The sequence below is a fragment of the Micromonospora sp. NBC_00421 genome, from assembly GCF_036017915.1.
GTDB lineage: Bacteria > Actinomycetota > Actinomycetes > Mycobacteriales > Micromonosporaceae > Micromonospora.
Map to the genome: position 1 here is coordinate 3118771 of NZ_CP107929.1, position 14334 is coordinate 3133104.

Here is a 14334-nt window from a genome sequence, read left to right on the forward strand (position 1 = left end):
TCAGAAAGCCCCGTCGACATTGCCGCCCGGCCCACCGAGCTCCCGGTGGATGAATTCGAAGATCTCGGCGTCGGTGGCCCCGTCGAGCGACGGCGTCACCGGGGCCTCGGCCGGTGCCGTACGGTCGTCACCCCAGCGGGCGATGAACGCCTGCATCTGCACCAGCAGCTTCTGCCGGGTCAGCTGGTCCGGTGCGCTGGAGGCGAACACACCGTCCAACCGCTCCAGTTCCGACAGCAGCCCGGTGGTCGCCTTGGCCCCGTCCTCGACCACGAGGCCGCGCAGGTGCCGGGCGAGCGCCAGCGGGGTGGGGTAGTCGAAGACCACGCTGGCCGGCAGCGTCACCCCGGTTACCGCCCGGAGCCGGTTGCGCAGCTCCACCGCCGTCATCGAGTCGAAGCCGACCTCCCGGAACGCCCGCGCCGGGCCGAGGTCGCCGGTGCCCGGCAGGCCGAGCACCGCCGCCGCCTGGGTGGCGACGAGGTCGACCAGGACGGCGTCCCGCTCCCCGTCGCCGAGCGGCCGTAGCCGCCCGCGCAGCGCGTCCGCCGCCCCGTCGTCGGCCGGCTCGTCGGTGTGCAGGCTGCGCAGCGCCTCCTGCGCCTCGGGGACCCCGCCGAACAGCGGTCGGGCCCGGATGGCGGCGACGGCCGGCACGAACCGGTCCCACCGCACGTCGGCCACGACGAGCTGCGTGCCCTCGGCCACCGCCCGGCGCAGCGCCGCGACGGCCAGCTCCGGGTCCATGCCGGGCAGGCCACGCCGGTCCAGCTGCTCCCGGTCGGCGGCGGCGAGGCCGTCCGCCCAGGGGCCGAACGCCACCGACGCCACCGGCAGGCCGGCCAGACGCCGGTTGGCGGCGAGGACCTGGAGCAGGGCGTCCCCGGCCGCCTGGCCGCAGCGCCCGCCGGAGCCCCACACCCCCGAGGTGGACGAGCAGAGGACGAGGGCCCCGATGGCCCGGTGCTCCAACTCGTCGGCGTACCGGGGAACGTCGCCGACGGTGGCGAGCAGGTCCTCGGCGAGGCCGGCGAGGGTCAGCTCGGCCAGCGGCACGGTACCGGTGTCGGCCGGTACGTGCACCAGCGCGGTCACCGGCCGCCCGTCGGCCGCCAACTGCTCCATCCGGTCGGTCAGCTTTGCGCCCGCCGGCTGGTCCAGCGGCACCACCGCCGTGCCGTGCCGGTCCAGCCAGGCGGTGGTGTGCCGGGCGACCGCGCCCGACCCGCCCGTGACCAGCACGGTGCCCTGCGGCGTCCAGCCGGCGCCGGCACCCTCGATCGGCCCGGGGGCCCGGACCAGGCGCCGGACGCGCGTGCCGGACGCGCGGAGGGCGAGCTGGTCCTCGCCATCGGTGTTGGTGATCGCGGTGACCAGCGCGGACGCCAGTTCCCCGGTCACCGTGCCGGGCAGGTCGACGAGGCCGCCGACGTGCCGGGGGTGCTCCAGGGCGGCGGCCAGGCCGAGGCCCCAACTGGTGGCCTGCCAGGGCCGGGTCGCCGGCTCCTCGTCGGTGGCGACCGCCCCGGTGGTGGCGAGCCACAACGGGACCGGCGTGTCGGTCTCCCGGCCGACGTGCGCCTGGAGCAGCAGCAGGTTCGCCGCGAGCCCGGACGGCAGGGCGTCCTGGCCCGGGTGCGGCGCCTCGTCCAGGGCCAGCAGCGAGAGCAGCCCGGTCGGCTGGTGCTCGGCGCAGGCCCGGACCAGGTCGGTGGCGAGCCCGTCCCGGCCGACGGTGGACGGATCCACGGTGAGCAGGTGCACCGTGGACCCACCGGCGCGCAGCGCGTCGGCGATCGTCTCGGCCGACTGCCGTCGGGGGGCGACGACCAGCCAGGTACCCGGCTGGCCGGCGGTGAGCCGCCGCTGCCGCCAGGTGACCCGGTACCGCCAGCCGCCGACCGTGCCGTCCTGGTGCTGCCGGCGACGCCACGAGTCCAACTCCGGCAGCAGGTCCTTCAGCGGCTGGTCGGCGTCGATGCCGAGCCGGTCCAGGTCGCCGTCGGTGACCGCCCGCCAGAACTCGGTGTCGACCCGGTCCCCGCCGCCGCTCAGCGGCCTGGTCAGGGTGGGCCAGTACCGCTCCGGCTGGAACGCGTAGGTGGGCAGCTCCGGCAGGTCGCGGGGGACGGGACGGGGGCCGGCGAGCGGCGTCAGCGCCGCCGTCCAGTCGACGTCCCGACCGCTGGCGTACCGGGTGGCCACGGCGATGAGCAACGCCGTCACCTCCGGCACGCCGGCCCGCTGGATCGCCAGGGTCGTGGCGCCGTCGGGAAGCACGTCGGCGTTCATGGCGGTGAGCACCGCACCGGGGCCCACCTCGACGAAGGTGTCCACGCCCGTGTCCCGCAGGGCCCGCACGCCGTCGGCGTACCGGACCGCCTCCCGGACGTGCCGCACCCAGTACCCGACGGTCCGGATCCCGTCGCCGTCGGCGAGCGCCCCGGTCAGGTTCGACAGCACCGGCAGCATCGGCGCGGCGAACCGCAACCCCGCCAGGACGGTACGGAACTCGTCGAGCATCGGCTCCATCAACGGGCTGTGGAACGCGTGGCTGACAGTCAACCGCCGGGTGCGCACCCCCCGTTCCCGCCAGACCCGCTCGATCTCGTCGAGGACGTCGACGGCACCGGAGACCACGACGGCCGACGGGCCGTTCACGGCGGCGATGCCGACCCGATCGGTCCGTCCCTCGATGGACGCCATCACATCGGCCTCCGGCGCGGCCACCGCCAACATCCCGCCGCCTGCCGGGAGTGCCTGCATCAACCGGCCGCGAGCCGCCACGAGGGCGCACGCGTCGGCCAGGTCGAGCACCCCGGCCACGTGAGCGGCCGTGATCTCCCCGACCGAGTGGCCCCCGACGAGGTCCGGCACCACACCGAAGGACTCCAGCAGACGGAACAGCGCCACCTCGACGGCGAAGAGACCGGCCTGGGTGAAGACCGTCTGGTCCAGCAGGGCCGCATCCGGCGAGCCCTCCCCGGCGAAGAGCACCTCCCGCAAGGGCTGCGGCAGCAACGGGTCCAGGTGCCCGCAGGCTTCGTCCAGCGCGGCGGCGAACACCGGGAACGACCCGTACAACTCCCGGCCCATCCCGGCGCGCTGCGCGCCCTGACCGGAGAAGAGGAAGGCGGTGCCGCCCGTCGTGGCCGGACCGGCCGGGACGAGCGCGGGGTGCTCACCGCCGGTGGCGAGGGCCCGCAGCGCCGCGAGCCGGACCTCCGGGTCGGCGGCGACGACCACCGCCCGCTGGGCCAGGTGGGCCCTCCCCTCGACCAGGGCCCAGGCCACCGCCCCGTCGGAGGGCGGGTTCCCCGCCTCGCCGGCAGGGTCACCGAGCCGACGGGCCAGTCGGTCGGCCTGCTCCCGCAGCCCGGCCGCCGTCGCGGCAGAGACGGGCCAGGGCAGCACCTCGACGTCGGCCGCCGCCTGGTCGGTGGCGTCCGTGGTGGTGGCCCCGTCGACGGTCGACGGTCCGTCGGTCGTCCCGGCCGGGTCCGCGGCCGGTGCCTGTTCGAGGATCACGTGGGCGTTGGTGCCGCTGATGCCGAACGACGAGACGCCGGCCCGGCGGGGACGCCCGGCGGCGTCCCACGGGCGTGCCTCGGTGAGCAGCGCCAGTGGTCCCGACGCCCAGTCCACGTGCGGGGTGGGCCCGTCGATGTGCAGAGTCGCCGGGAGCGTCCCGTTCCGCAGCGACAGCACCATCTTGATCAGGCTGGCCACGCCCGCCGCGGCCTGGGTGTGGCCGATGTTCGACTTCACCGAACCCAACCAGAGCGGTCGGTCGGCGGGGCGGCCGGTGCCGTACGCGGCCATCAGCGCCTGCGCCTCGATGGGGTCGCCGAGGGTGGTGCCGGTGCCGTGCGCCTCGACGGCGTCGATGTCGGCCGGGGCCAGCCCGGCATTGGCCAGGGCGTGCCGGATGACCCGCTGCTGCGCGGGCCCGTTCGGGGCGGTCAACCCGTTGGAAGCGCCGTCCTGGTTGACGGCGCTGCCCCGGACGACGGCGAGGATCCGCCGGCCCTCCCGTCGCGCGTCGGAGAGCCGTTGGAGCAGCAGGACGCCGACTCCCTCACCCCAGCCGGTGCCGTCGGCGCCGGCGGCGAACGCCTTGACCCGCCCGTCGGCGGCCAGGCCGCGCTGGCGGGAGAACTCCAGGAACGCCCCCGGCGTCGACATCACTGTCACGCCGCCGGCCAGAGCGAGGTCGCACTCTCCCGACCGCAGCGCCTGGGCGGCCAGGTGCAGGGCGACCAGCGAGGAGGAACACGCGGTGTCGACGGTGACCGCCGGGCCGTGCAGCCCGAACGAGTACGCCAGCCGGCCGGAGACCACCGACGCGCTGTTGCCGGTGGCCTGGTAGCCCTCCACCTCGGACCGGGCGCCCAGCAGCAGGGTCGCGTAGTCCTGCCCGTTGGTGCCCATGAACACCCCGGTCGCGGAGCCACGGACGCGCTGCGGGTCGATACCGGCCCGCTCGAACGTCTCCCAGGTGGTGTGCAGCAGCAACCGTTGCTGCGGGTCCATCGCGAGGGCCTCCCGCGGGTTGATCCCGAAGAATCCCGCGTCGAAGTCGGCCACCCCGTCGAGGAAGGCGCCGCTGCGGGTGTAGCTGGTGCCCACCCGCTCCGGGTCGGAGTCGAAGAGCGTGTCGAGGTCCCACCCCCGGTCGGTCGGCATCGGCGTCACCGCGTCCCCACCGTCGACCAGCAACTGCCACAACTCCTGCGGGGAGGACACCCCGCCGGGGAACCGGCAGGCCATCGAGACGATCGCGATCGGCTCGTCGGCCGGCGGCCGGACCACTGTGGTGACGGCGGTCGGGCCGTCGCCGGCCACCAGCTCGGGACGCAGGAAGCGGGCCAGTTCCACCGCCGACGGATGGTCGAAGACCACTGTCGACGGCAGGGTCAGCCCGGTGGCCCGGCCCAGCCGGTCCCGCAGCTGCACCGCCGCGAGGGAGTCGAAGCCCAGCTCGCGGAACGCGCGACCGGCCGGCACCTGGTCGGTGGAGGCGTGGCCGAGCACCGCCGCCGCCTCCGCGCGGACCAGGTCGACCAGCAGGTTCTCCCGGCCGGTGGTCGACAGCGCGGCGAGCCGGGCGCGCAGCCCGTCGGTGCCCGCCTCGGTCTCCGGCCGCTCCGGTTCCGCCTCGGCGGCGGGGGCGACCCGGTCGAACAGGTGGCTCGGCCGCGTCGCGGTGAACGCCGCGACGAAGCGGGACCAGTCCACGTCGACGATCACCGGCGCCGGCTCGGGGGCGTTCACCCAGCGGCCCAGCGCCGCAACGGCGGCGTCCGGCGCGAGCGGGACGAACCCACGACGGCGCAGGCCGTCCGCCGCCTCCCCGGCGGCCATGCCCTCCTCCGCCCACGGACCGTAGGCCAGCGCGGTGGCGGGCAGACCGGCCACGCGGCGGGCCGCGACGAGCGCGTCGAGCAGCGCGTTACCGGCGGCGTAGCCGGCCTGGCCACCGCCGCCCCAGACGCCCGCGACGGAGGAGAAGACGACGAATGCGTCGAGGTCGCGGTCCCGGCACGCGTCGTCCAGGTGGACGGCCCCGAGCACCTTGCCGGCCAGGGTCTCCGCCAGCTCACCGTCGGTCACCTGGTAGGCCGGCGCGGTCCCGCCGGACGCGCCGGCGGTGTGCACGACGGCGGTCAGTTCCGGCAGCTCGTCCACCAGCCCGGTGACGGCAGCGGCGTCGGTGACGTCGCAGGCCACCACCCGCACGGCGCCCAGTTCGGCGACCAGCTCGCCCGCTCCCGGGGCGTGCGGCCCGCGCCGCGAGGCGAGCACCACCTCGGCGGCCCCGTTGGCCAACAGCCACCGGGTCACCTGCCGGCCCAGCGCGCCCGTGCCGCCGGTGACGAGCACCGTCCCGCGTGGACGCCAGCCGCCCCCGGCGGGCGGGGCGGTCGGCACCAGCAGCCGGCCGAGCACGCCGGTGCGACGGATCGCCACCTGGTCGAGGGTGCCGTCGGCGAGGACCGCGACCAGCGCGGCCCGGGTGCCCCGGTCAGCGCGGTCGGGCAGGTCGAGCAGGCCACCCCAACGGTCCGGCTGTTCCAGGGCCACTGCCCGGCCGAGGCCCCAGGCCAGCGCCGCCCACAGGTCGCCGGCCGGCTCGCCGGCCGTGACCGGCAGGGCGGCGCGGCTGAGCGCCCACACCCGGCCGGGCAGGCCGGCGTCGGTCAGCGCCTGGGTGAGGGTGAGCAGCCCGGCCGTACCGGCGGCCACCGCCGGCGCGTGCGCGAGTGGCTGGTCCCGCCGGGGCAGGACGCACAGCACCCCGGTCCAGCCTTCGTCGCTGATCGGCCGCAACCGCTCGGCCAGCTCGACCCGACCGAGGGCGGCGGGGACCGTCAGTGTGTCCACCCGCGCACCGGCCTCGGCGAGCGTCTTCGCCACGCCCGCGCCGCTGCCGCCGCCCACCGTGGCGACCAGCCAGCGGCCGGACAGCCCGGCGGCGGGGACCGGGTGCACCGGCTCCCATCCGATCCGGTACGACCAGCCGTCCAGCGCCGTGTCCCGGTCCCGGCCACGACGCCAGGTGCTGAGCGCGGGCAGGGCCGGGGTGAGGGCGTCCACCGCGTCGTCGCCGAGCTGATCGGCGAGGGCGGCGAGGTCGCCGTTCTCGACGGCGGCCCAGAACTCGGCGTCGCGCTCCGGGGCGGCCTGCGGCCGGGAGGCCGCCCCGGGCCAGTACCGCTGGTGCTGGAACGCGTACGTCGGCAGGTCGACCCGCCGCGCGCCCGCACCGGCGAACCACTGCGCCCAGGTGACCGCAACCCCATGGACGTGCAGCTCACCCAGGGCAGCGAGCAGGGCGCTCACCTCGGACCGATCCCGACGCTGCGCAGCGACCGCGAGCACACCCCCGTCACCCGGCAAGATGTCACCGGCCAACGCGGTCAACACACTCTGCGGACCCACCTCCAGGAACGTGTCGACACCAGCAGCCCGCAGGGCCGCCACACCATCGGCGAACCGCACCGCCTCCCGCACATGCCGCACCCAGTAGTCGACACCGGTCAACTCCTGCGGATCAGCCAACGCCCCGGTCAGATTCGACACCACAGGCAGTAGCGGTGACGTGAAGGTCAACCCGTCCAGCACCGCCCGGAACTCCGCCAACATCGGCTCCATCAACGGACTGTGGAACGCATGACTCACCACCAACCTGCGCGTCCGCGCACCCCGCTTCCGCCAGATCCGCTCCACCTCGTCCAGGGCCTCGGCCACCCCGGAGACGACGACAGCATCCGGCCCATTCACCGCAGCGATGCCCACCCGGTCGGTCAGACCAGTCAGCGTCGGCAACACGTCCACCTCGGACGCGTTCACCGCCAACATCCCACCACCCGCCGGCAACGCCTGCATCAACCGACCCCGCGCCGCCACCAACACACACGCATGCTCCAGCGACAACACCCCCGCCACGTACGCGGCGGTGACCTCCCCGACCGAATGACCACCCACGAAGTCCGGCACCACACCGAACGACTCCACCAACCGGAACAACGCCACCTCGACCGCGAACAACCCCGCCTGGGTGAAGACCGTCCGATCCAGCAACTCCGCCTCCGCCGAACCCGCCTCGGCGAACAGCACGGTCCGCAACGGCTGCGGCAGGAGCGGATCGAGGTGGCCGCACACCTCGTCCAACGCGGTGGCGAACACCGGGAACGCCGCATACAGCTCCCGACCCATACCCACACGCTGCGCACCCTGACCGGAGAAGAGCAGCGCCACCTGGCCACGGTCAGCGGCGGAACCGGTGACCAGGGCCCCGGAGGAATCGCCACTGCGAAGGGCCCGCAGCGCGGACAGGAGACTGTCCCGATCGGTCACCATGGCGACAGCCCGCTGCTCGAGAGCCGGGCGGGTCGTCACCGACGACCACCCCACGTCCACCGGACGCAACGCCTCGTCGGCAGCCAACCAGGCAGCCCACCGACCGGCCTGCCCAGCCAGCACCCCCTCACCACGCCCGGAAAGCAACACCGGCACCACCGCCGGCACCACCCGCCCGACCACCTCACCCTCAACCACCCCGACCGGCGGCTGCTCGATGATCACGTGCGCATTCGTCCCTGAAATACCGAACGACGACACCCCCGCCCGACGCGGCCGGTCCACCACCGGCCACGCCACCGCCTCCGTCGCCAGCGCCACCGCCCCCGCCGACCAGTCGACATGCGGCGACGGCTCGTCCACATGCAACGACGCCGGCACCAGGGCGTGCCGCATCGCCATGACCATCTTGATCACACCGGCCACACCAGCCGCCGCCTGGGTGTGACCGATGTTCGACTTGATCGACCCGAGCAGCAGGGGCACCTCGCGGTCCTGCCCGTACGTGGCCAACAGCGCCTGCGCCTCGATCGGGTCACCCAGCGTGGTGCCGGTGCCGTGCGCCTCCACCGCATCCACGTCCGCCGTCGACAGCCGGGCGTTGGCGAGAGCCTGCCGGATCACCCGCTGCTGCGACGGACCATTCGGCGCAGTCAACCCATTCGACGCACCATCCTGATTCACGGCACTACCCCGCAGCACCGCAAGAACCCGGTGCCCACGCCGCTGCGCATCCGACAACCGCTCCACGAGGAGAACACCCACACCCTCGGACCAGCCCGTGCCATCCGCCGACGCGGCGAACGACTTGCACCGACCGTCCTGGGACAGACCCCGCTGCCGGGAGAACTCGATGAACGTCCCCGGCGTCGCCATCACCGTCACACCACCGGCCAGCGCCAGATCACACTCCCCCGACCGCAACGCCTGCGCCGCCAAGTGCAGCGCCACCAACGACGACGAACATGCCGTGTCGACAGTGACCGCCGGCCCCTCCAACCCGAACGTGTACGCCACCCGACCCGACAGGACACTGCCCGACGTACCGGTACCGACATAGCCCTCCACCTCGGCGGGCAGATCCAACAACCGCGAGGCGTAATCGTGGTACATCACCCCGGCGAACACACCCGTACGACTACCCCGCAACCCCTGCGGATCCAACCCCGCCGACTCGAACGACTCCCACGACGCCTCCAACAACAACCGCTGCTGCGGATCCATCGCCAACGCCTCACGCGGCGAGATCCCGAAGAACCCCGGATCGAACTCCGCCGCCCCGTACAGAAACCCACCATGCCGCGTATACGACGTACCACTGTTGTTCGGATCCGGATCGAACAACGACCCCAGATCCCAACCCCGATCAACCGGAAACTCCCCCACCCCGTCCCCACCCGAGACCAACAACTCCCACAACTGATCCGGACTCTCCACCCCACCCGGATACCGACACGCCATCCCCACGATCGCGATCGGCTCGTCGGAGCCTGCGGCGACGCCGGCCGTCGGCTCGGCGGTCGCCGCGCGCACGCCAGCCAACTCGGACCATACGTGGTCGGCGAGCGCGGCCGGGGTCGGGTAGTCGAAGACCAGCGTCGAGGCCAACCGCAGCCCGGTCGCCGCGTTGACCCGGTTACGCAGGTCCACCGCCGTCAACGAATCGAAACCCAACTCCCGGAACGCCCGATCCGCCGGCACCGCCTCCGCCCCACCGTGCCCGAGCACCTGGGCCACGAGACCCCGCACCAGCAGCGCGACCTGTGCACGGCCCTCGTCCTCGGTGAGCCCGGCGAGTCGCCCGGCCCACCCGCCGGTGTCCCGTCCCGCCTGCCGGCGGGTCGTGGTCGGTCCGGCGAGGGTACGCAGCATGGGCGGCACGGTCCCGTCGGTGGCCGCCGCGCGCAGGGCGGGCAGGTCGATCACCATGGGCACCAGGGCCGGCCGGCCGGCACCGCATGCGGCGTCGAAGAGCTCCAGCCCGGTCTGCGCGCTCATCGACATGAGGCCGGCCCGGGCCGACCGGGCCCGGTCCGTCTCGGACACCGAGGCGGCCATGCCGTCCGTGTCCCACATACCCCACGCGAGACTGACCCCCGGCAGACCCGCCTGACGCCGGACCACCGCCAGGGCGTCCAGAAACGCATTGCCTGCCGCATACGCCGCCTGCCCCGGCGAACCCAACACACCCGCCACGGACGAGAACAGCACGAACAGATCCAGATCCAGACCCGCCGTCGCCTCGTGCAGCCACCACCCGGCGGTGACCTTGGGAGCCAACACACCCGCCAACCGTTCCGGGCTGATCGCCGAGACCACCCCGTCGTCCAACACACCCGCCGTGTGCACCACACCCGCCAACCGACCCCCCGAGACCACCCCGGCGACCAGCCCCGCCACCTGCTCCCGATCCGTCACGTCACATGCCACCACCCGCACCGACGCACCCAGACCCGACAACCGCTCCACCAACACGTCCACACCCCGGGCCCCAGGGCCCTGCCGCGACGCCAGCACCAACGACCGCACCCCATACGCCGCGACCAGATGCTCCGCCACCAGCGCGCCCAGCGCACCCGTACCACCGGTCACCAGCACCGCGCCCTCACCGAGAGGCGACACCGACCCCGCCGACGCCCGCACCAGACGCGGCACGAACACGCCGCTCTCGCGGACGGCCAGTTGGTCGTCCCCGCCCCCTCTCACCACGCCGGCGAGCGTGGCGAGCAGCGCCGGCTCCACGTCGGCGTCGAGGTCGGCGAGGACGATCCGGCCCGGGTGTTCCGACTGGGCCGACCGCAGCAGGCCCCAGACGGCGGCCCCCGCCAGGTCCGCGATCGGGTCCCCGTCCCGCGCCGACACCGCGCCCCGGGTCAGCACCACCAGCCGCGTGTCGGCCAGGGCATCGGCGGCCAGCCACTCCTGGACCGCACGTAGCACGTCGGACGTCACCGTCCGTACCGTCTCGGGTAGGCCATCGGCCGGCTCGGCCACGCCGAGGACCGGCAGCACGAGCGCCTGGGGCGCGTCCGCACCCGCCGCGACGGCGTCCAGCACGGCCGCCACGTCCGGGTACGCCGGCAGCCCGGCCCGGGTCACCAGTTCCTCCGCACCGCCGGTCAGGAGCGCCCAGCCGGACGGCTGCCGGGCCGTCGGCGCCTCGCCGGCCTGCCAGCGCACCTCGAACAGCGACCGGGCCGCCGCGCCGGGGGCGGGCAGACCGGTCATCTCACGCAGGACGAGGGAGTCCACGGACACCACCGGCGCACCCGACCCGTCGGAAGCGACCAGCCGCACCGCGCTACCCGCCCGGGTCAGCCGTACCCGCAGGACCGAGGCACCGGACGCGTGTACCTGCACGCCCCCGAACACGAACGGCACCCGCGGACCACCGGTCTCCCCCACGAGCAGCAACCCGACCGGATGCAACGCGGCATCCAGCAACGCCGGATGCACACCGAACCGGACAGCCTCCCCCACCACCTCATCCGGCAACGCGACCTCGGCAAACACCTCACCATCACCGACCCACACCCGCCGCAACCCCTGAAACACCGACCCATACCCCAGGCCATGCCCGGCAAGCGTCTCGTACCAACCCGCCAGATCCACCTCGGACACCCCGACCGGCGGCCACACACCCACCGTCGGCTCGTCCGGCACAGACGTCTCGAGGATGCCCTCCGCGTGCCGCACCCAGCCCGCTTCGGGGTCGTCGTCCTGGCGCGAGTAGATGGCCACGGCGCGCTGCGCGGAGCCGTCGGACGCCTCCACCCGTACCTGGACGCGCACACCGCCCGCCTCGGGTACGACCAGCGGCGCGGCGACGGTGAGTTCGCGTACCCGGGAGACGCCGACCTCGTCGCCGGCCCGCACGGCCAGCTCCACGAGCGCGGTGCCCGGGACCAGCGTCACGCCGGACACCGCATGGTCCGCCAGCCAGGGGTGTGTGGCCAGCGACAGCCGGCCGGTGAGCACCACCTCGTCGCCACCGGCCAGGTCCACTGCCGCACCGAGCATCGGGTGCCCGGCGTCGCCCAGCCCGGCCCCGGACACGTCGCCGACCCGGGGACGGCCCGCCCCGGGCCAGTACCGCTGGTGCTGGAACGCGTACGTCGGCAGGTCGACCCGCCGCGCGCCCGCACCGGCGAACCACTGCGCCCAGGTGACCGCAACCCCATGGACGTGCAGCTCACCCAGGGCAGCGAGCAGGGCGCTCACCTCGGACCGATCCCGACGCTGCGCAGCGACCGCGAGCACACCCCCGTCACCCGGCAAGATGTCACCGGCCAACGCGGTCAACACACTCTGCGGACCCACCTCCAGGAACGTGTCGACACCAGCAGCCCGCAGGGCGGCCACACCATCGGCGAACCGGACCGCCTCCCGCACATGCCGCACCCAGTAGTCGACACCGGTCAACTCCTGCGGATCAGCCAACGCCCCGGTCAGATTCGACACCACAGGCAGTAGCGGTGACGTGAAGGTCAACCCCGCGACCACGGCCCGGAACTCGGCGAGCATCGGCTCCATCAACGGACTGTGGAACGCATGACTCACCACCAACCTGCGCGTCCGCACACCCCGACCCCGCCACACCGCCTCCACCTCGTCCAAAGCCGCCAACTCACCAGACACCACCACCGACGACGGCCCATTCACCGCCGCCACACCCACCCGGTCATCCATGCCACCCAAGGTGGCCACCACGTCCACCTCGGACGCGTTCACCGCCAACATCCCACCACCCGCCGGCAACGCCTGCATCAACCGACCCCGCGCCGCCACCAACACACACGCATGCTCCAGCGACAACACCCCCGCCACATACGCGGCGGTGACCTCCCCGACCGAATGACCACCCACGAAGTCCGGCACCACACCGAACGACTCCACCAACCGGAACAACGCCACCTCGACCGCGAACAACCCCGCCTGCGTAAACACCGTCCGATCCAACAACCCCGCCTCAACCGAGCCCACCTCGGCAAACAACACCCCCCGGAGCGGCTGCGGCAGTGCCCGGTCCAGATACCCACACACCTCGTCAAGGGCCGACGCGAACACCGGGAACGCCTCGTACAACTCCCGACCCATCCCGGCGCGCTGCGCACCCTGACCGGAGAAGAGCAGGGCGAGGTGCCCACGCTGTTCCGGGGTGCCGGTCAGCACCGGGCCCGACGGCTCACCGGCGGCGAGGGCGCGCAGGGCAGCCAGCAGGTCCTCACGGTCGGCGGCGGTCACCACGGCCCGCTGTTCGAGGGCCGGGCGGGTCGTCACCGACGACCAGCCCACGTCCACCGGACGCAACGTCTCGTCGCCTGCCAGCCAGTGGGCCCACCGGCCCGCCTGCGCGGCCAGGACCGTCTCCGACCGCGCCGACAGCAACACCGGCACCACCACCGGCACCCACAGCTCCGCAGCCTCGGTCACATCCGCCGTCGGCGGCTGCTCGATGATCACATGCGCATTCGTGCCGGAGATCCCGAACGACGACACCGCCGCCCGACGCGGCCGATCCACCACCGGCCACGGCATCGCCTCCGTCGCCAACGCCACCGCCCCCGCCGACCAGTCCACATGCGGCGACGGCTCATCCACATGCAACGACGCCGGCACCAGACCATGCCGCATCGCCATAACCATCTTGATCACACCCGCCACACCCGCAGCCGCCTGCGTGTGACCAAGATTCGACTTCACCGACCCCAACAACAACGGCCGACCCCCCGACCGACCCTGCCCATACGTCGCCAACAACGCCTGCGCCTCGATCGGATCACCCAGCGTGGTCCCGGTGCCATGAGCTTCGACAACATCCACATCCGCCGTCGACAGCCGCGCGTTGGCAAGAGCCTGACGAATCACCCGCTGCTGCGACGGACCATTCGGCGCCGTCAACCCATTCGACGCACCATCCTGATTGACAGCACTACCCCGCACCACCGCAAGAACCCGGTGCCCACGCCGCCGGGCGTCGGACAGCCGCTCCACCAGGAGCACACCCACACCCTCACCCCAGCCGGTACCGTCCGCCGACGCCGCAAACGACTTACACCGACCATCAGCCGACAGACCCCGCTGCCGGGAGAACTCCACGAACGTCCCCGGCGTCGCCATCACCGTCACACCACCGGCCAGCGCCAGATCACACTCCCCCGACCGCAACGCCTGCGCCGCCAGGTGCAGGGCGACCAGCGACGACGAACACGCGGTGTCGACGGTGACCGCCGGACCCTCCAGACCGAAGGTGTACGCCACCCGACCCGACAGGACACTGCCCGACGTACCCGTACCGACATAGCCCTCGGCGTCCGGAGGAAGGTCGGCCAGCCGCGAGGCGTAGTCGTGGTACATCACACCCGCGAACACACCCGTGCTGCTGCCGCGCAACCGCTGCGGATCCAGCCCGGCCGACTCGAACGACTCCCACGACGCCTCCAGCAGCAACCGCTGCTGCGGGTCCATGGC

General features: G+C 73.5%; 1 protein-coding gene (only partly in view). It reads right to left on the reverse strand.

Annotation, left to right across the window (positions count from 1 at the left end; translation table 11 throughout):
- Window positions 1-14334: the 3' portion of a type I polyketide synthase gene (locus OHQ87_RS13120; protein WP_328348246.1), read on the reverse strand. It continues 15447 nt past the right edge of the window; 14334 of the gene's 29781 nt are visible here — the last part of the coding sequence; the start codon falls outside the window, past its right edge — the gene reads right to left on this strand; the stop codon is at window positions 1-3.